Source organism: Streptomyces sp. NPDC090025 (assembly GCF_044748125.1).
GTDB lineage: Bacteria > Actinomycetota > Actinomycetes > Streptomycetales > Streptomycetaceae > Streptomyces.
This window is the reverse complement of record NZ_JBIVFL010000023.1, coordinates 54,634-72,628: the sequence shown is the minus strand read 5'-3', so window position 1 is coordinate 72,628 and position 17,995 is coordinate 54,634. Positions and strand designations below refer to the sequence as shown.

Below are 17,995 nucleotides of genomic sequence, written 5' to 3'. Positions count from 1 at the left end.
CGGACGTGCCAGGATCGGAGGTGCCATGACTTCCCTCCACGCCTCCTCACGTGAAGCCGCCCCCGCCGCGGCCGCCCCCGCCTCCGCGGGCCCCGTCCCCGAGGGCCCCGTCCCCGAGGGCCCCGTCCCCGAGGACGTCTCCCCCGGTGTGTCGCCCGCCGCGCTGCACGGGCCCGTCCTCGCCTGGTTCGACCGGCACGCCCGCGATCTGCCGTGGCGCCGCCCCGAGGCGGGTGCGTGGGGCGTGATGGTCAGCGAGTTCATGCTCCAGCAGACGCCGGTGGTCCGGGTGCTCCCGGTGTACGAGCAGTGGCTCGCGCGCTGGCCGCGCCCCGCCGACCTGGCCGCCGAGGCGCCGGGCGAGGCGGTACGGGCCTGGGGCCGGCTCGGCTATCCGCGCCGGGCGCTGCGGCTGCACGCGGCGGCGACGGCGATAAAGGAGCGGCACGGCGGTGACGTGCCGAAGGACCACGGGCAGCTGCTCGCGCTGCCGGGCATCGGGGAGTACACGGCGGCGGCGGTGGCCTCGTTCGCGTACGGGCAGCGGCACGCGGTGCTCGACACCAATGTGCGCCGGGTGTTCGCGCGGGCGGCGGCCGGTGTGCAGTACCCGCCGAACGCGACCACGGCGGCGGAGCGGCGGCTGGCCAGGGCGCTGCTGCCGCAGGACGAGGCGACGGCGGCCCGTTGGGCGGCGGCCTCGATGGAGCTGGGCGCGCTGGTGTGCACGGCGAAGAACGAGGACTGCGGGCGCTGCCCGGTCGCCGAGGTGTGCGGCTGGCGGCTGGCGGGCAAGCCCGCCCATGACGGTCCGCCGCGCCGGGGCCAGACCTACGCGGGCACCGACCGGCAGGTGCGGGGCAAGCTGCTCGCCGTGCTGCGGGACGCGGTGGACCCGGTGGAGCAGGCGGCGCTCGACGCGGTCTGGGACGAACCGGTGCAGCGCGCCAGGGCGCTCGACGGGCTGGTCGCGGACGGTCTGGTGGAGCCCCTGGAGGGCGGCCGGTACCGGCTTCCGCTGGGCTGAGCCCCGCCGGACGGCGGGCTCGGGGGCCGGGCACACGGGCCGGGCACACGGGCCGGGCACACCGGCCGGGGGCCTGGGCGAACGGGCGGGGGCCCCGGCCGGGCCGGGGCCTTCGATCCGGCCGGTCCGAAGGATCCGGAACCTTTGAATCCGCTGTTACACAACCGATGGACAGCCGTGCGTCCGCCGACGGCTGTCCCGCACAGCCCCGTGACAAGCGCTCCGTAGCGTCTTCGACGTAAGACGACGACAGGGCTTGGCACGGGGATCGGAGGCGGTTCGGGATGACGCACGGCGAGGTGCTCGATTTCGAGGAGTACGTACGCACGCGGCAGGACGCGCTGCTGCGCAGTGCCCGCCGCCTCGTGCCGGACCCGGTCGACGCGCAGGACCTCCTGCAGACGGCGCTGGTCCGCACCTACGGCCGCTGGGACGGCATCGCGGACAAGTCGCTGGCCGACGCGTACCTCCGCCGGGTCATGATCAACACCCGGACCGAGTGGTGGCGCGCCCGCAAGCTCGAAGAGGTCCCCACCGAGCAGCTGCCCGACGCCCGCGTCGAGGACGCCACCGAGCAGCACGCCGACCGGGCCCTCCTCATGGACATCCTCAAGGTCCTCGCCCCGAAGCAGCGCAGCGTGGTCGTGCTGCGCCACTGGGAGCAGATGAGCACCGAGGAGACCGCCGCCGCGCTGGGCATGTCGACCGGTACGGTGAAGAGCACGCTCCACCGCGCCCTGGCCCGACTGCGCCAGGAACTGGAGAGCCGGGCCGCCGAAGGCGACACCCGGGCGATGGACACCGGTGTCCTGGAGCGCACGACGACCGTACGAGCCGACGAGCGGGAGCGGGAACGTTGGGCGGCCTAAGAGACCCCCTGGGATCCACCGGATCCAGGGGAACGGGGCGGGCGGTGAGCATCACGGCGGTGGCCGGGCTCGCCGCCGTCGGCGTGCTGGTGGCCGGGTGCTCGACCGGGGGCACCGGCTCACGCGACGAGGGCGCGGCCCGGTCGTCCGAGGTCGCGTCCGCGGCCCCGGCGAGTCCGCCCGCCGCCTCCGCCCCGTCCAACTCGGACGAGGCCCGGATGGCGAAGAAGATCGACCCGATCGCGCTGATCAAGGGCGACCCGAAGATCGGCGAGCGGGTCAAGGCCGACCTCAAGCCGTGCACGGCGAACGCCTACCCGGTGGACACCTCGTACGGGAACCTCACCGGCGCGGCCTCCCCCGACGTCGTCGTCAACGTGATGACCTGCGGGGACGCCGTCGGCATCGGCACGTACGTGTACCGCGAGGAGAACAACAAGTACACGAACGTCTTCATGGCCGAGGACGGCGCCGTCTACGGGACGATCGACCGGGGGGATCTGATCGTCACCCGGCAGGTGTACGCGAAGGGGGACCCGGTCGCGTACCCCTCGGGCGAGGACGTCATCACGTACCGCTGGGCGGGGAACAAGTTCAGCCAGCACGACTGGGTGCACAACGACTACAGCAAGTCGGTCGGCGAAGGCAGCATGGAGGGGACCGTTCCGGAGCCGAGCGAACCGCCGTCGCCGAACTGACCCCCTCCCGACCCACCACGAGCCCCCAGCCCCCACACCCCCCACACCCGTCCGCCGGATCCGGACGTACACGCACGCGGAAGGCACGCCCCATGGCCGAGACCCATGTCCTGTTCGTCGAGGACGACGACGTCATCCGTGAGGCCACCCAGCTCGCCCTGGAGCGCGACGGCTTCACGGTGACGGCCATGCCGGACGGGCTCTCGGGCCTTGAGGCGTTCCGCGCCCAGCGGCCCGACATCGCGCTGCTCGACGTGATGCTGCCGGGCATGGACGGGGTCAGTCTGTGCCGCCGGATCCGCGACGAGTCGACCGTGCCGGTGATCATGCTGTCGGCGCGTGCCGACTCCATCGACGTGGTCCTCGGCCTGGAGGCGGGCGCCGACGACTACGTCACCAAGCCCTTCGACGGCTCCGTCCTGATGGCCCGGATCCGGGCCGTGCTTCGCCGCTTCGGGCACGCGGGCGGACCCGGCGCGGGCGACGAGGAGCCGGCCGCCGCGGAGGGCGGAATGCTGGTCTTCGGCGACCTGGAGGTCGACACCGAGGGCATGGAGGTGCGCCGGGCCGGGACCACGGTGGCGCTCACCCCGACCGAGATGCGGCTGCTGCTCGAATTCTCGTCGGCGCCCGGCACCGTACTGTCCCGCGACAAGCTCCTGGAGCGGGTCTGGGACTACGGCTGGGGCGGCGACACCCGGGTGGTGGACGTCCATGTGCAGCGACTGCGCACCAAGATCGGCCAGGACCGGATCGAGACGGTCCGCGGCTTCGGCTACAAGCTCAAGGGATGACCGGCCGATGACGGGGGACACCACGGGGGCCAGATCCACGCGGACCGGGCGGGCCGCCCGATGAGGCTCGCGCTCAGGACCGGGGTGCGCTGGAAGATCTCGGTCGCCATCGCGGCCGTCGGCGCGCTCATCGCCGTCACCCTCAGCCTGGTCGTGCACAACGCGGCCCGCGTCTCCATGCTCGACAGCGCGCGGGACGCCCAGATGTGGCGGCTGGTGTTCGCCGAGCGGGTGTACGCGTCCTCCAAGCCCAAGGAACCGCGCTTCGGCACCAAGATCAACGACCCGGCGCTGCCGCCCCAGCTCGACCAGCTGATGCGGGACGGCCGGCGCGGCACGTACGTGCAGGAGCACCGCGAAGGACCGCCGGACGTGTGGGCGGCCATCCCGCTCGCCAACGGCGACGTGCTCTCGCTGCACGTGCCCTTCGCCGACCGCAGCGCCACGATCATGAAGGACCTGGACCGGGCGCTGATCATCGGCTCGGTGTCGGTGGTGTTCGGCGGCTGCGCGCTCGGCGTGCTCATCGGCGGGCAGCTGTCCCGGCGGCTGCGCAAGGCCGCCGCGGCGGCCGGCCGGGTCGCCCAGGGCAACACGGACGTACGGGTCAGGGAAGCCATCGGCGGCGTCGTGCGCGACGAGACCGACGAGCTGGCCCGGGCCGTCGACGCGCTCACCGACGCCCTGAACGAGCGGATCGAGGCCGAGCGGCGGGTCACCGCCGACATCGCGCACGAGCTGCGCACCCCGGTCACCGGTCTGCTCACGGCGGCCGAACTGCTGCCGCCCGGCCGTCCCACGGAGCTCGTACGGGACCGGGCGCAGGCCATGCGGACCCTGGTCGAGGACGTGCTCGAGGTGGCCCGGCTCGACAGCGCGTCCGAGCGGGCCGAGCTGCAGGAGCTGGCGCTCGGCGAGTTCGTGTCCCGCCGGGTGCGGGCCCTGGACCCGGAGGCACGGGTCCAGGTGGTGCACGAGTCCTGGGTGAACACCGACCCGCGCCGCCTGGAGCGGATCCTCGGCAACCTGCTCGCGAACGCCGCCAAGCACGGCAAGGGCCCGGTCGAGGTGACCGTCGAGGGCCGGGTGGTCCGGGTCAGGGACCACGGCCCCGGCTTCCCGGAGGCGCTCCTGAAGGAGGGCCCGAGCCGCTTCCGCACCGGCAGCAGCGACCGCGCGGGCCAGGGCCACGGCCTCGGTCTGACCATCGCGACCGGCCAGGCCCGGGTCCTCGGCGCCCGGCTGACCTTCCGCAACGCGGCCCCCGAGGGCACGCCGGACGGCGCGGGCGGCGCGATCGCGGTGCTCTGGCTCCCGGAGCACGCCCCGACGGACACCGGCAGCTTCCCGGTGCTGCGGCTGCCCCCCGACTGAGCCTCGCGGCCCTGGTCGGCGCCCGGCCCCGTACCCGTACCGGATCATGGAGAAGGCCCCCGGTGTCCGACGGACACCGGGGGCCTTCTCCGTGTACGGCGCTGGGTCAGACCGCCTCGGCGGCGACCTTCGGCGCGTCCTCACCGGCGGGCTGCTCCGACTCGGAGCCGGACTCGGCCTTCGGCGCACCGGCGCCGCGCAGCGCCACCTCCTTGACGAAGAAGGCGAGCACGAAGCCGAGCACGGACACGGACGCGGCGACCACGAAGGCGGAGTGGGTGCCCGCGGAGACCGCGTGCTGGTACGCCTCGCGGAGCGCGGCCGGGAGCTTGGCCAGGCTGGCCGCGTCGAGCTGGGCCGATGCCTGGGTGGCGGCGCCGCCGCCGCGCGCGGCCATCTCGTTCTGGACCTGGTGGTTGAAGAGGGCGCCCATGATGGCGACGCCGAACGACGAACCGAGGGTCCGGAACAGGGTGGTCGAGGACGAGGCGACGCCCATGTCCTTCAGCTCCACGCTGTTCTGCGCGACGAGCATCGTGATCTGCATCAGGAAGCCCATGCCGGCGCCCAGCACGGCCATGTAGAGGCCGGAGGTGAACCGGGTGGTGTCGGTGTCCATGGTGGACAGCAGGTACAGACCGACGGTCATCAGCGCGCCGCCGATGATCGGGAAGACCTTGTAGCGGCCGCTGTTGGTGGTGACCCGGCCCGCGATCATCGAGACGACCATCATCGACATCAGCATCGGGAGCAGCAGCAGACCGGAGTTGGTCGCCGACGCGCCCTGCACCGACTGCTGGAACAGCGGCAGGAACAGCACCGCGCCGAACATCACGAAGCCGGTGAGGAAGCCGATCACGGACATCAGGGTGAAGTTGCGGCTGCGGAAGATGTGCAGCGGCATGATCGGGTCGCTCGCGCGGGTCTCGACGTACAGGAACGCGGCGAGCGAGAGCACACCGCCGACGGCCAGACCGATGATGGTGGCCGAGCCCCAGGCGTACTCGCTGCCGCCCCAGGTGGTGACAAGGACGATGGCGGTGATGCCGACGGTCAGGAGGGCGGCGCCGAGGAAGTCGATCCGGGTCCCGGCGGCGCGCTCCTTGCGCGGCAGGTGCAGCACGGTGGCGAGCATCGCGAGGGCGACGGCGCCGAGCGGCAGGTTGATGTAGAACGACCAGCGCCAGCCCCAGTGGTCGGTGATGGTGCCGCCGACCAGCGGTCCGCCGATCATGGCGAGCGCCATGATGCCGGCCATCATGCCCTGGTACTTGCCGCGCTCACGGGGCGGTATGAGGTCACCGATGATCGCCATGACGCCGACCATCAGACCGCCCGCGCCCAGACCCTGGATCGCCCGGAAGCCGATGAGCTGGCCCATGTCCTGGGCCATGCCGCTGAGCGCCGAGCCGATCAGGAAGATCACGATCGAGGTCAGGAAGACCTGCTTGCGGCCGAACATGTCGCCGAGCTTGCCCCAGATGGGGGTGGAGGCGGCGGTGGCCAGGGTGTAGGCGGTGACGACCCAGGAGAGGTGCTCCAGGCCGCCGAGCTCGCCGACGATCGTCGGCATCGCGGTGCCGATGATCATGTTGTCCAGCATCGCGAGCAGCATCGCGATCATGAGGGCCAGGAGGACGACACGGACGCTGCGCGGCGGTGCTGCCTCCCCCTCGGCTGTCTTCGTTGTCTCTGTCGTCGCCATCGCCCTTGTTCCCTTACTTGCCGCCCGGCTAGTTACTACACTGGGGAAGGTAGACCCGTCACTAGCCGGGCGTCAAGTAAGTTATTTCAGGCGAAGGAACGAGAGACATGGCCCAGGCACGAGGCAACACCCGCCAGCGGATCCAGGACGTCGCTCTCGACCTGTTCGCCGAGCAGGGGTACGAGGGGACCTCGCTGCGCGAGATCGCCGAGCGCCTCGACGTCACCAAGGCCGCGCTCTACTACCACTTCAAGACCAAGGAAGACATCCTCATCGGGATCTTCCAGGACCTCACCCGCCCCATGGACGAGCTGATCGAGTGGGCCGGGGAGCAGCCGCGCACCCTGGAGACCAAGCAGGAGGTGCTGCGCCGCTACCACGTGGCGCTGCTCGCCGCCGCGCCGCTGTTCCGCTTCATGCAGGAGAACCAGGCGGCGGTGCGCGAGCTGAGCGTCGGGCTCACCTTCAAGGAGCGGATGCTGACGCTGAACGACCTGCTCCAGGAGCCGGACTCGGCGATGACCGACAAGGTCCGCTGCGTGAGCGCGATCTTCACGCTGCACGCGGGCACGTTCTTCATGCAGAACATCGAGGGCGACCTCAAGGACAAGCAGGAAGCCGTCCTCGAGGTCGCCCTCGACCTGCTCGCACAGGCCCAGCCCCAGCCGGGCCCGCGCTGATCCGTCCGGGCCCCTCGGGCCCGCCGGGGTGTCGATCAGATGGTCACGCCGTGGGACCGCAGGAAGGCGGCCGGGTTCACGGCGGAGCCGTAGTTCGGGGTGGTGCGGATCTCGAAGTGCAGGTGCGGGCCGGAGGAGTTTCCGGTGTTGCCGGAGAGGGCGATCCGCTGACCGGCGGAGACCTTCTGGCCGACGTTGACCTGGATCTTCGACAGGTGGGCGTACTGGGAGTACGTGCCGTTGGCGTGCTTGACGACGATCGCGTTGCCGTACGCCGGACCGTCGCCGCCGCCGTTCGGGCCCGCCTTCACGACGGTGCCGGAGCCCGCGACCTTGACCGGGGTGCCGACCGGGACGGCGAAGTCCTGGCCGGAGTGCTTGTGGGACCACATGGCGCCGCCCTGGTTGAAGCTGGCGGTCAGGGTGTAGGAGCTGACCGGCTTGACCCAGGAGGACGCCTTCTTCGCGGCGACGACCTTGGCCTCGGCCTTGACCGCGGTGGCCTTCGCCTGGGCGGTCTTGACCTGCGCGGCCTGGGTCTGGGCGGCCTGGGCCTGGACCTCGGCCTGCTGGGCGAGGGCGAGGGACGCGGCACCGGCGGCCGGGGCGTTCGCGATGGCGGCCTTGCCCTCGGCGGCGAACGCGGAGCCGGCTCCGGCCACCAGCGACGCTCCCAGACCCGCGGCGGCGAGGGCGACGGCGGTGGTACGGATGCTGGGCTTCATGACGCGCTTCGACATACGGGGGAGAACCTCCGGACAGAACGGGACCCGACGCGGAAGTGGTGCGGCGCCGGGCTTGCTCATCCTTGGTAACCCGGACCCCCATCCAGGCCAAAACACCCCATCTACGACATCGTGTCGTAGCGATCTCCGGGGAAGTTCAGCCCTTGACGGCACCGGCACCCCTCGACGAAATCGGACAAAGCGACCCACTTCAAACCTCTGATACGGGTGTTCCCGGCACCCCGAACCACCCGATCCGCCGCGTCCCGCCCGGTTCGGGACGGTCCGGGACCAAGGTCCCGGCGGTTCAGTCCCGAATGTCCTCACTTGCCCGGACAAGTCACCACTATTCCGCCTAGTACCCTCCGAAACCCCTGTGCGCCTTGTCACCAGGGGCGGGCCCCGAATGCGACCTGGGTCACCGCCACCGACCCGCCGGAACCCCCTCCACTCCCCCGCTGGGCGCACTAACTTCCGAGGCATGACCGAGATCGAGACCGAGACCGGGTCCAGGATCGAGACCAGGATCGAACTGGCCGACGCCATCGCCTCCGTACGCGATCAGCTGCTCATCGCGGCGGGCCGCGCCACCGGCCGCCCCGTCGCCTTCGAGGTGGGCGACATCGAGATGGAGTTCACCGTGGAACTCCGCAAGGAGGCGAAGGCGGGCGCCAAGGTCAAGGCATGGGTGGTCGAGGCGGGCGCCGACGCCGCCCGCACCCGCGCCGACACCCACCGCGTCTCCTTCACCCTGAAGCCGCGCAACGCGGCGACGGGCGGGCCGTGGCTGGTGGGAAGCGGGGAAGAGGCGGACCTCTCCGGATTCGGGACCGGACCGGACGGGGCCGAGGACGCCGGTACGGGCGGGGCCGAGGGCACGGCTAGGGGTACGGGTACAGGCGCGGGCGGCGCGGGGACCGAGGGCCGGTGAGCGTCGCGTCCACCGTCCTGGTGCTCGGCGAGCAGCAGGGCAGCGGCGTCCTCGTCGCCCCCGGCGTGGTCCTCACCAGCGCGCACGTCATGGGCGGCGCCCACCACGCGACCGTCGTGACCCCGCGCCGGAAGATGTTCGAGCTGTCCGTCGTCTGGACCGACGCGGAGCTCGACGCGGCCCTGCTCCAATCCGTCCCGGTCATCGGCCCCGCCGCCCGCCCGAGCGTCCTCGCCACCGACCGCCCCGTCCCCGGCTGCCAGGTCCTGGGCTACCCCAGGATCCAGCGGTACGACAGCCAGAAGCCCGACCTCGACCAGTTCACCTGCACCGTGCTCCCGCTGGCCGGACACCTGCGCGGGGTGCTCACCGTCGAGCTCGACCACCCGCCCACCGAGGACGCCGCCGGGGAGTCCCCGCTGGCCGGGCTCTCCGGTGCGCCGGTCTTCTCCGAGGGCCACCTCGTCGGGACCGTCCGCTCCGTACCGCGCGGCCGCGGGCACCACCGGCTGGAGTGCGTGCCGGTCAGCGCCGTCCTGGCCGACGACGTGGCCCGGATGTGGCTGCCGCACGCCCGTCCCCTGCCGATCGGCGACCACCCCGCCGACCAGCGGTACGAGAAGGAGTACGCCGACGCCGTCGCCGCCACCTACCGCCGCACCCGCGTCTTCGGCCTCGACGAGCTCGGCAAACGCGCCTCCGAATGGGACCTCGACACCGCCTACATCGCCCTGGAGGCCGCGCCCCGCGAGCGGGGCCGGACGGCACCCCGGGCCCCCACCCCCGGCACGCTGCCGCGCCGGATCGACGAACTGCTCGCCGACCGGCCGCGCGCCCTGTTACGGGGGGACGCGGGCGCCGGGAAGACCACCCTGGTGTGGTGGCTGGCCGCGCACGCCGCCGCCGGGACCCTCGGGCCCGGGCTCGCGCCGCTCAACGGGCTCGTGCCCTTCGTCGTACCGCTGCGCACCCTGCGGGCCAGGGGCGGCGGCTTCCCGTCACCCGCCGGGCTGCCCGAGGTGGCCGGGCTCATGATCGACAGCGCGCCGGAGGGCTGGGCGGGCCGGGTGCTGGCCGCCGGGCGGGCGCTGCTGCTCGTCGACGGGCTCGACGAGGTCGGCGCGGCCGACCGGGACGACGCCCACCACTGGCTGAGCGGACTGCCCGACCGCTTCCCCGGGACCCGGTGCGTGGTGACCGTACGCCCGCACGCCGTCGCCCCGGACTGGCTGGGCGGCGCCGGGTTCGAGGAGCTGTCGTTACTGCCGTTGAGCGGCCCCGACATCGAGGCTTTCGTCGCCGCCTGGCACGACGCGGCCCGGCTCGACGCCGGACCGGCCGAGCGGGCCGACCTCGACGCCCTCGAACACGACCTGGTCCAGCAGTTCCGCCAGAACCGCAACCTCGCCGAACTGGCCCGCACCCCGCTGCTCTGCGCCGTCATCTGCGCGCTGCACCGGCTGCGCGAGGGCCTGCTCCCGGAGACCCGCTGGGAGCTGTACGACTCCGCCCTCACGATGCTGCTCGGCGCCCGCGACGACCGCCGCAAGGTCGACGCCCCCGAGGGCATCCGGATGTCGGTCGAGGAGCACCGCCAGCTCCTCCAGCGGCTGGCCGCCCGGCTGGTCAGGAGCGGCCAGACCGAGTTCACCCGCGAGCAGGCGCTCCAGCGGCTCGAACGGGACCTGCCGGGAATGCCCCGGGTCCAGACCCAGGGCACGCCCGCCGAGATCCTCACCCATCTCATCAACCGCAGCGGGCTGCTCCAGGAACGCGCGGACGACGTCTTCCAGTTCGCCCACCGCACCTTCCAGGACTTCCTCGCCGCGAAGGAGTTCGTCGAGGACGACGGCCTGCCCGAACTGCTCCGCCACTGCCCCGACCAGCAGTGGCACGACGTGCTGCTGCTCGCCGCCGGGCACTGCGGGCGCCGTGACATGCCGGTCCTGGTGCAGGGGCTCCTGAAGGCGGGCTCCGAGACCCGCAAGCGGGACCTGAAGACCGCGCTGTACGTGCTTGCCGCGCTGTGCGCGCAGCACTCGGCGTGGCTGGACGAGGGGCTGCACCGGCGGGTACGCGCGGCGGTGCGGTCCGTTCTCCCGCCCCGGAACCCCGGGCAGACCGCCCAGCTGGCAAGGCTGGGCGCCTGGCTGCTGCCCCTGCTGCCGGGGCCTTCCGACGTCGCCGCAGACGCGATGAACAGCATCACCGATCTGATCTCCGACATCGGCGGCGCTGCCGCCCTGCCGTACGCCCGGTCCTACGCCGAGGCGGGCCAGGCGGGCCGGTTCGCCGTCTGCTGGCATTCCTTCCCCGAGGAGGACTTCGCCCGTCAGGTGCTCCCGCTCGTCCCGCCGGACCAGCCCATCGCCATCAGCACCGTGCGGCAGCTTCGGCAGCTCCGGGAGCTCCCCCGGCTCACGGCGCTCATGCTGATCGGCGACTTCCCACCCGAGGAGATCTCCGCCAACCTGGGCGGCCACGCTCTGACGCGTCTGGGTCTGTCCTACAACGCTCGGCTGACCACCCTCGATGTGTTCCGCTCGCTCGACAGCTCCACCCTCCACTCGCTCCTCGTCGACGCCTGTCCGCAGCTGACCGGTCTTGACGCGGTCGCGGACCTGCCGGCACTGCGTCGTCTGACCCTGGGGTCCGTCGGGCCCGCGGACCGGCCGCTCGACCTCACCCCGCTGCTCCCGGCGACCGAGCTGCGGATCCACGTCATCGGGATCCCTCGCAAACTGCTTGTCGGCGCCGCCGCCTTCGGCGACCGCCTCACCGTCGAATAGCGAGGCGGACAGCGAAAAAGGGGCGGTCCCGGAACCCTTCGGTTCCGGGACCGCCCCTTTAGGCTTCACGCCGTCCGGGCTTCACACCCTGGGCGTCACGCTTCCTTCGACAGGTTCGGGCCCGCGCCGCCCGCCGCCTCCACCGGAGGGACGTCCGGCAGCGCCGACTTCTCCTCACCGCGGAAGGTGAAGGTGCGCTCCTCGCCGTCGCCCTCCGTGTCCACGACCACGATGTGGCCGGGGCGGAGGTCGCCGAAGAGGATCTTCTCGGACAGCGTGTCCTCGATCTCGCGCTGGATCGTGCGACGGAGCGGACGCGCGCCGAGCACCGGGTCGTAACCCTTCTTGGCGAGCAGCTCCTTCGCGGACTGGGAGAGCTCGATGCCCATGTCCCGGTCCTTCAGGCGCTCGTCGACCCGGCCGATCATCAGGTCGACGATCTGGAGGATGTCGTCCTGGGTGAGCTGCGGGAAGACGATGATGTCGTCCACACGGTTGAGGAACTCCGGGCGGAAGTGCTGCTTCAGCTCGTCGCTGACCTTCGCCTTCATCCGCTCGTAGTTGGACTTCGTGTCGCCCTGGGCCGCGAAGCCGAGGTTGAAGCCCTTCGAGATGTCCCGGGTCCCGAGGTTGGTCGTCATGATGATGACCGTGTTCTTGAAGTCCACGACCCGGCCCTGGGAGTCGGTCAGGCGACCGTCCTCCAGGATCTGGAGCAGGGAATTGAAGATATCGGGGTGGGCCTTCTCGACCTCGTCGAAGAGGACCACGGAGAACGGCTTGCGGCGCACCTTCTCGGTGAGCTGGCCGCCCTCTTCGTAGCCCACGTATCCGGGCGGGGAGCCGAAGAGCCGCGAGACGGTGTGCTTCTCGCTGAACTCCGACATGTCGAGGGAGATCATCGCGTCCTCGTCGCCGAAGAGGAATTCGGCGAGCGCCTTGGACAGCTCGGTCTTACCGACACCGGACGGACCGGCGAAGATGAACGAGCCGCCGGGACGCTTCGGGTCCTTCAGACCCGCCCGCGTACGCCGGATGGCGCGCGAGAGGCCCTTGACCGCGTCCTTCTGGCCGATGACGCGCTTGTGGAGCTCGTCCTCCATGCGCAGCAGACGCGAGGACTCCTCCTCGGTCAGCTTGAAGACCGGGATGCCGGTGGCGGTCGCGAGGACCTCGGCGATCAGCTCGCCGTCGACCTCGGCGACGACGTCCATGTCGCCGGCCTTCCACTCCTTCTCGCGCTTGGTCTTCGCGGCGAGGAGCTGCTTCTCCGTGTCCCGCAGGGACGCGGCCTTCTCGAAGTCCTGCGAGTCGATCGCGGACTCCTTGTCCCGGCGGACGGAGGCGATCTTCTCGTCGAACTCGCGGAGGTCCGGCGGCGCGGTCATCCGGCGGATGCGCATCCGGGAACCGGCCTCGTCGATCAGGTCGATCGCCTTGTCCGGCAGGAAGCGGTCCGAGATGTAGCGGTCGGCCAGGGTGGCGGCCTGGACCAGCGCCTCGTCCGTGATGGAGACCCGGTGGTGGGCCTCGTAACGGTCGCGCAGGCCCTTGAGGATCTCGATCGTGTGCGGCAGCGACGGCTCGGCGACCTGGATGGGCTGGAAGCGGCGCTCGAGCGCGGCGTCCTTCTCCAGGTACTTGCGGTACTCGTCGAGCGTGGTGGCACCGATGGTCTGGAGCTCACCGCGGGCCAGCATCGGCTTGAGGATGCTGGCGGCGTCGATCGCGCCCTCGGCGGCGCCCGCACCCACCAGGGTGTGGAGCTCGTCGATGAACAGGATGATGTCGCCGCGGGTGCGGATCTCCTTGAGGACCTTCTTCAGGCGCTCCTCGAAGTCACCGCGGTAGCGGGAGCCGGCCACCAGCGCGCCGAGGTCCAGGGTGTAGAGGTGCTTGTCCTTGAGGGTCTCGGGCACCTCGCCCTTGACGATGGCCTGGGCCAGGCCCTCGACGACGGCGGTCTTGCCGACGCCGGGCTCGCCGATCAGCACCGGGTTGTTCTTGGTGCGGCGGGACAGCACCTGCATGACCCGCTCGATCTCCTTCTCGCGCCCGATGACCGGGTCGAGCTTGGATTCGCGGGCCGCCTGGGTGAGGTTGCGGCCGAACTGGTCGAGGACCAGGGACGTCGAGGGGGTGCCCTCGGCAGGACCGCCGGCGGTGGCGGCTTCCTTGCCCTGGTAGCCGGAGAGCAGCTGGATGACCTGCTGCCGGACCCGGTTGAGGTCGGCGCCCAGCTTCACGAGGACCTGGGCGGCGACGCCCTCGCCCTCGCGGATCAGGCCGAGCAGGATGTGCTCGGTGCCGATGTAGTTGTGGCCGAGCTGGAGGGCCTCCCGGAGCGACAGCTCCAGGACCTTCTTGGCACGAGGGGTGAAGGGGATGTGCCCGGACGGGGCCTGCTGGCCCTGGCCGATGATCTCCTCCACCTGCTGGCGGACCGCCTCGAGCGAAATCCCGAGGCTCTCCAGGGCCTTAGCGGCGACACCCTCACCCTCGTGGATAAGGCCCAGGAGGATGTGCTCGGTGCCGATGTAGTTGTGGTTGAGCATCCGGGCTTCTTCCTGAGCCAGGACGACAACCCGCCGCGCGCGGTCGGTGAACCTCTCGAACATCGTTAATCGCTCCTCAGAGCGGTCAGTCAGTTAGGGGTCGATCCCCTCCCTGTCCTTCCGCAGCTTAGTCCCGCAAGCGGGGACCGCTCATTCCAACTGCCGACATCCGTCCGGATCACCCCCTTACTTCTGGGGAGACCTGCTGCCGAACAGCCGACAAATGCTCCAACTCGATGGTGCGAGACGATGTTCCCGCAGGCCAAGCAGTTAGCCACACCTCCACTACGCCGATGGCGAACGTGAGACGCTTCCGCCCGCGAGACGCCCCTCCTCACATGGAATGTCTTACCCGTAAGGACTGACACTCCATGCGGCACACCCCGGTTCCCTCCGCTAAGGGCGAACAACCTCCCGCGGTCGAATGCACCCGTACGCTCCCATCATGGACACCCGGCGCACTGGATCAAGGACCCTGGGTGACCGAGGCCGGTCGGAGGCGTAACCCGTAGGCCCCCGGCGGCGTTCCCCGGGCATGGCCTTCACCGTCCCCTCGCCCCGTGCGCCGCTCGGTGATCCCGCCGCGCCGCGGGCCGATTCCGGTGGCCCGGCGCTCGCGCGGTGGTACGAGGACGAGCTGGGCTGGGCGACCGCCGCCGGGCCGCCGGTCCAGCTGGTGACCGGGCGGCGCTTCGACGTCCTGGAGCTGCCCGCGACGGCCGGTCGTGGCGTGCTGCGCCGGATCGGCCGGGAGACCGGTCCTGTCGCCCTGATGGGGCGGCGGATGCGGCTCCTGGTCGCCGCCGGGAGCGCGGAGGAGCTGCCCGGACTCCTGGAGTGGCTGGAGTGGGGCGGGATCTCACTGGATCTGGCGACGCTGGGCGCCGAGGGCCGGATGACCGCCCCGGTGCCTCCTGGCTGGCGGCCGACCGGCCGGAGCGGGCCCGGTGGGGCGGGCGCCGCGGTGTGGCTGAGGGCCCCGGAGCCGGGGCGCGAGGTGGAGTCCTCGCTGCCGGCCCTGCGGCCCTCGTCGCGGGGCCGTGCGGTGCCCCCTTGTCTGACCCGGCTGGTCGCCGTGGCCGCCGCCGAATGCCATCGGGCGCGGCTGCTGAGTGCTGCCCGGGCGCACCGGCCGGAGCCGGTGGCGGGGACGGCCGCTCAGCAGCGGCCGACGGATCAGCGGTTCGCGTCCTCGTAGGCCGCCTTGATGTCGGCGGGCACGCGGCCGCGGTCGTTCACGTTGTAGCCGTTCTCCTTGGCCCACGCGCGGATCTTCGCGGTGTCCGGGCTGCCGACGGCGGTCACCACACGGCCCTTGCCCCGAGCACCCGCGGTACGGCCACCGGTGCGACGGCCACTCTTGGCGTACGGCTCGAGCAGGCCGCGAAGCTTCTCCGCGTTGGCGGTGGTGAGGTCGATCTCGTAGGACTTGCCGTCCAGCGCGAACGTCACGGTCTCGTCCGCCTCGCCACCGTCGAGGTCGTCGACAAGAAGGACCTGAACCTTCTGTGCCACCGGATTTCCTTTCATCGAAAATGCAGTACGCGGAAAGGAAACCGCTTTTCCCGGAAAAACACAAACCCCCGGCAGAGGTTCAGAAGCCCGGCAACGCGGGAAACGTGCGCGATTCGGACATAGGCACTCCGATCCGGGCCGGCCTCACAGGTGCAGAAGCATGCGGCTGTTGCCCAAGGTGTTCGGCTTCACTCGTTCGAGACCGAGGAACTCCGCGACGCCCTCGTCATAGGAACGCAGGAGCTCGCTGTACACATCTCCGTCGACCGGAGTCTCGCCGATCTCGACGAAGCCGTGCTTCGCGAAGAAGTCGACTTCGAAGGTGAGGCAGAAAACCCGCCGGACACCCAGCCAACGTGCGGTGTGCAGCAACTTGTCGAGCACCTGATGCCCTACTCCGGCACCCTTGAAGTCGGGATCGACGGCGAGCGTGCGAACTTCGGCGAGGTCTTCCCACATCACGTGCAGGGCGCCGACTCCGACCACCACGGCATCGGCGTCGCGTTCCGCGACCCAGAACTCCTGGATGTCCTCGTAAAGGGTCACGGGCGCCTTGTCGAGCAGGATGCCGCGGCGTACGTAGGGATCGACGAGACGGCGGACCGCGGCGACATCGGACGTCCGGGCCCGCCGCACCGTGACGGCATTGGCGGGGGCGAAAGGCGCTGACGGCGCGGAAGACGCTGGGGGCACGGATGACATGGGGGGACGTTATCGCCCGGGTGTCCCGGACTCTGCGCCGCCCTCCGGGGAATCCGCCGCCGATACGGCCGGGGATACGGGCGGTGATACGTCGGGTGAAACCTCGGGTGATACCGGTGTCCCGGGGGTTACCGGGGCGGGACCTGCGGATTCGGCGGGCGGGGCGGGGGGTGCGGCGCCCTCGGGGTTGTCGCGCTGGACGATACGGATGGCGTCGTTGAGGGCCTCGCGCTGTTCGGGCGACATCATGCCGAAGAAGGCGACGAGGGCGGCGGCGGGGTTGTCGCTCCGCGCCCATGCCTCGTTCATCAGTGCGGCCGAGTAGGCGGCCCTGGTGGAGACCGCCGTATATCGATAGGCGCGGCCTTCGACTTCCCGGCGCACCCAGCCCTTCTGATGGAGATTGTCCAATACGGTCATGACGGTGGTGTAGGCGATGGACCGTTCCTGCTGGAGATCCTCCAGGACTTCCCGGACGGTCACCGGGCGGTTCCATTGCCAGACGCGCGTCATGACGGCGTCTTCAAGGTCTCCCAATTGACGGGGCACGGCGCCACCTTAGTGCGAGATCACCGAATACACGTCTATTTATGGATGAAACGCCTCCAGCGGCAACAAAAAGGACGTACGGCCACGCGTGGTCGTACGTCCTCGGCGCCAGGGCCGTCACCGGGTCGCGGCCGCGACGCGGCCGGTCCCGGCTACGGCGCGGGGGTGCCCTGCTGCTGGGTGGACTCGGCGCGGGCGAGGGCGGCGTCCACGGCCGCGTCCTCCTTGGCCTTGTTCGGGCCGCCCTGGCTCTTCACGATCACGACCACGAGGGCGGTGAAGAAGATGGCCATCACGACGGGGGGCAGGAGCGCGGATACGTAGTCCATGGCGTCCAGCGTAGCCAGGCCCCGTCCCCCGGATCACGCCGGGCTCGCCGTGTCCGGCGCCCGCGCCGGACTATCCGGCCGCGCGCTCCTCGGGCGGGGGCGGCGGCACCGGGCGGCGGCGGGGCGGGAACACCTCGGACGGCTTCGGCACCGGGCGCTCGGCCGGGGCGGGCGGCTTCGGGCCCGGCCGGCCGGGCCCGTTCGGCGCGGGCGGCCCGGGCTGCCCGTTGCCCTCGTCGGCGGCGCGCCCGCCGGGCAGGGCCAGCAGCCGGGCGCGGCCCGTCGGGGCCCTGCGCGGACCGGGCGCCGAGGCCGCCGCGACCGGCCGGGCGCCCGCCTGGGCGACCCGGGCGAGCCGGGCCCGGACGGATCGTTCCGCCAGCACCTGGCAGCGGGCGAGCAGCGCGGCCGCCGCGGGGTTGCCGCGCAGCGCGCGGAGCGCCGCCAGGTCGTCGGCCCCGGGGTCGTACCCGCCCGCGAGGGCGTCCTGGAGCAGCTCCAGATAGCCGGTGAGCGAGCCGGGCAGGGCCTGCCGGTAGCGGGCCAGGTCGTCGAGGAGGAAGGCGCGCAGCCGCCCCGCCTCGCGGACGGCCTCGTCCACGGAGTCGGCCAGGCGCAGGCAGTCCTGGACGTCGTCGTCCTGAAGGGGGGCCGGGTTGAGCGCGGTGGCGAGGGCACGGCGGAGGATCCGCAGCTCGTCCGCGCTGAACGCCATGCCGCCGCGGGGTCCGTAGGGCGTGGGCATGGGCCGAC

At 71.5% G+C, this 17,995-nt stretch carries 17 protein-coding genes; 9 read left to right on the top strand and 8 right to left on the bottom strand.

From position 1 onward, the window contains the following. Positions 1-25 precede the first annotated feature (25 nt). The 5 genes from ACIPXM_RS34330 to cseC all read left to right on the top strand — a co-directional run bounded on the left by ACIPXM_RS34330 (position 26) and on the right by cseC (position 4,762). Positions 26-1,027 carry an A/G-specific adenine glycosylase gene (locus ACIPXM_RS34330; protein WP_401663742.1) on the top strand — a complete coding sequence of 334 codons (1,002 nt, stop codon included), beginning with the start codon at positions 26-28 and terminating at the stop codon, positions 1,025-1,027. A gap of 284 nt (positions 1,028-1,311) precedes the next feature. After that, positions 1,312-1,896 (top strand): SigE family RNA polymerase sigma factor, encoded by a 585-nt coding sequence (locus ACIPXM_RS34325; protein ID WP_401663740.1) that lies wholly within the window; start codon positions 1,312-1,314, stop codon positions 1,894-1,896. A 44-nt stretch (positions 1,897-1,940) separates the two neighbouring features. After that, positions 1,941-2,594: a hypothetical protein gene (locus tag ACIPXM_RS34320; RefSeq protein ID WP_401663737.1), complete on the top strand. Its 654-nt coding sequence runs from the start codon at positions 1,941-1,943 to the stop codon at positions 2,592-2,594. A gap of 92 nt (positions 2,595-2,686) precedes the next feature. Continuing rightward, positions 2,687-3,388 (top strand): two-component system response regulator CseB, encoded by a 702-nt coding sequence (gene cseB / locus ACIPXM_RS34315; protein ID WP_401663735.1) that lies wholly within the window; start codon positions 2,687-2,689, stop codon positions 3,386-3,388. Positions 3,389-3,448: 60 nt separating this feature from the next. Continuing rightward, positions 3,449-4,762 carry a two-component system sensor histidine kinase CseC gene (gene cseC / locus ACIPXM_RS34310; protein WP_401663732.1) on the top strand — a complete coding sequence of 438 codons (1,314 nt, stop codon included), beginning with the start codon at positions 3,449-3,451 and terminating at the stop codon, positions 4,760-4,762. A gap of 106 nt (positions 4,763-4,868) precedes the next feature. Here the strand turns inward: cseC and ACIPXM_RS34305 are convergent, their stop codons facing one another. Further along, positions 4,869-6,467 (bottom strand): MDR family MFS transporter, encoded by a 1,599-nt coding sequence (locus tag ACIPXM_RS34305; protein ID WP_401663730.1) that lies wholly within the window; start codon positions 6,465-6,467, stop codon positions 4,869-4,871. Between the two features lie 107 nt (positions 6,468-6,574). Between ACIPXM_RS34305 and ACIPXM_RS34300 the strand changes: the two genes are divergently transcribed. Further along, positions 6,575-7,147 (top strand): TetR/AcrR family transcriptional regulator, encoded by a 573-nt coding sequence (locus tag ACIPXM_RS34300; RefSeq protein WP_401663727.1) that lies wholly within the window; start codon positions 6,575-6,577, stop codon positions 7,145-7,147. 35 nt (positions 7,148-7,182) lie between these two features. Here the strand turns inward: ACIPXM_RS34300 and ACIPXM_RS34295 are convergent, their stop codons facing one another. Beyond that, a complete protein-coding gene (locus tag ACIPXM_RS34295) occupies positions 7,183-7,887 on the bottom strand; it encodes a M23 family metallopeptidase (RefSeq protein WP_401663725.1) in 705 nt (234 codons plus the stop codon). Positions 7,888-8,353: 466 nt separating this feature from the next. Here ACIPXM_RS34295 and ACIPXM_RS34290 point away from each other — a divergent pair, with 466 nt between their 5' ends. Both ACIPXM_RS34290 and ACIPXM_RS34285 read left to right on the top strand, forming a co-directional pair. Beyond that, positions 8,354-8,803: a trypco2 family protein gene (locus tag ACIPXM_RS34290; RefSeq protein ID WP_401663722.1), complete on the top strand. Its 450-nt coding sequence runs from the start codon at positions 8,354-8,356 to the stop codon at positions 8,801-8,803. Next, entirely contained in the window at positions 8,800-11,592 is a 2,793-nt protein-coding gene (locus ACIPXM_RS34285; protein WP_401663720.1) for an NACHT domain-containing protein, read from the top strand. Before ACIPXM_RS34290 ends, ACIPXM_RS34285 begins: the two co-directional genes overlap by 4 nt. 95 nt (positions 11,593-11,687) lie before the next feature. Here ACIPXM_RS34285 and ACIPXM_RS34280 read toward each other — a convergent pair whose 3' ends face one another. Next, positions 11,688-14,210, bottom strand: a complete 2,523-nt coding sequence (locus tag ACIPXM_RS34280; protein ID WP_401663718.1) for an ATP-dependent Clp protease ATP-binding subunit — start codon at positions 14,208-14,210, stop codon at positions 11,688-11,690. 472 nt (positions 14,211-14,682) lie between these two features. Here ACIPXM_RS34280 and ACIPXM_RS34275 point away from each other — a divergent pair, with 472 nt between their 5' ends. Further along, a complete protein-coding gene (locus tag ACIPXM_RS34275) occupies positions 14,683-15,345 on the top strand; it encodes an SCO3374 family protein (RefSeq protein ID WP_401663715.1) in 663 nt (220 codons plus the stop codon). Here ACIPXM_RS34275 and ACIPXM_RS34270 read toward each other — a convergent pair. The 5 genes from ACIPXM_RS34270 to ACIPXM_RS34250 form a co-directional block, all read right to left on the bottom strand. Then, a complete protein-coding gene (locus ACIPXM_RS34270; RefSeq protein WP_401663713.1) occupies positions 15,324-15,662 on the bottom strand; it encodes an Lsr2 family protein in 339 nt (112 codons plus the stop codon). The two genes, ACIPXM_RS34275 and ACIPXM_RS34270, sit on opposite strands and share 22 nt — an antisense overlap. Positions 15,663-15,806: 144 nt before the next feature. Further along, positions 15,807-16,364, bottom strand: coding sequence for an amino-acid N-acetyltransferase (locus ACIPXM_RS34265; protein ID WP_401663711.1), 558 nt, complete (start codon positions 16,362-16,364; stop codon positions 15,807-15,809). A gap of 9 nt (positions 16,365-16,373) precedes the next feature. Then, positions 16,374-16,877, bottom strand: coding sequence for a BlaI/MecI/CopY family transcriptional regulator (locus ACIPXM_RS34260; RefSeq protein ID WP_401663709.1), 504 nt, complete (start codon positions 16,875-16,877; stop codon positions 16,374-16,376). 188 nt (positions 16,878-17,065) lie between these two features. After that, positions 17,066-17,242: a hypothetical protein gene (locus tag ACIPXM_RS34255; protein WP_401663706.1), complete on the bottom strand. Its 177-nt coding sequence runs from the start codon at positions 17,240-17,242 to the stop codon at positions 17,066-17,068. Positions 17,243-17,312: 70 nt separating this feature from the next. Further along, positions 17,313-17,957, bottom strand: coding sequence for a hypothetical protein (locus tag ACIPXM_RS34250; RefSeq protein WP_401663787.1), 645 nt, complete (start codon positions 17,955-17,957; stop codon positions 17,313-17,315). Between the last annotated feature and the right edge of the window lie 38 nt (positions 17,958-17,995).

Excerpts from the sequence above, each read along its gene's own strand:
- ACIPXM_RS34330 (WP_401663742.1), top strand. The coding sequence starts at position 26 with ATGACTTCCCTCCACGCCTCCTCACGTGAAGCCGCCCCCGCCGCGGCC.
- ACIPXM_RS34255 (WP_401663706.1), bottom strand. The coding sequence starts at position 17,242 with ATGGACTACGTATCCGCGCTCCTGCCCCCCGTCGTGATGGCCATCTTC.
- ACIPXM_RS34250 (WP_401663787.1), bottom strand. The coding sequence starts at position 17,957 with ATGGCGTTCAGCGCGGACGAGCTGCGGATCCTCCGCCGTGCCCTCGCC.
- ACIPXM_RS34290 (WP_401663722.1), top strand. The coding sequence starts at position 8,354 with ATGACCGAGATCGAGACCGAGACCGGGTCCAGGATCGAGACCAGGATC.
- cseC (WP_401663732.1), top strand. The coding sequence starts at position 3,449 with ATGAGGCTCGCGCTCAGGACCGGGGTGCGCTGGAAGATCTCGGTCGCC.
- ACIPXM_RS34300 (WP_401663727.1), top strand. The coding sequence starts at position 6,575 with ATGGCCCAGGCACGAGGCAACACCCGCCAGCGGATCCAGGACGTCGCT.
- ACIPXM_RS34305 (WP_401663730.1), bottom strand. The coding sequence starts at position 6,467 with ATGGCGACGACAGAGACAACGAAGACAGCCGAGGGGGAGGCAGCACCG.
- cseB (WP_401663735.1), top strand. The coding sequence starts at position 2,687 with ATGGCCGAGACCCATGTCCTGTTCGTCGAGGACGACGACGTCATCCGT.
- ACIPXM_RS34325 (WP_401663740.1), top strand. The coding sequence starts at position 1,312 with ATGACGCACGGCGAGGTGCTCGATTTCGAGGAGTACGTACGCACGCGG.
- ACIPXM_RS34275 (WP_401663715.1), top strand. The coding sequence starts at position 14,683 with ATGGCCTTCACCGTCCCCTCGCCCCGTGCGCCGCTCGGTGATCCCGCC.
- ACIPXM_RS34295 (WP_401663725.1), bottom strand. The coding sequence starts at position 7,887 with ATGTCGAAGCGCGTCATGAAGCCCAGCATCCGTACCACCGCCGTCGCC.
- ACIPXM_RS34280 (WP_401663718.1), bottom strand. The coding sequence starts at position 14,210 with ATGTTCGAGAGGTTCACCGACCGCGCGCGGCGGGTTGTCGTCCTGGCT.
- ACIPXM_RS34260 (WP_401663709.1), bottom strand. The coding sequence starts at position 16,877 with ATGACGCGCGTCTGGCAATGGAACCGCCCGGTGACCGTCCGGGAAGTC.
- ACIPXM_RS34265 (WP_401663711.1), bottom strand. The coding sequence starts at position 16,364 with ATGTCATCCGTGCCCCCAGCGTCTTCCGCGCCGTCAGCGCCTTTCGCC.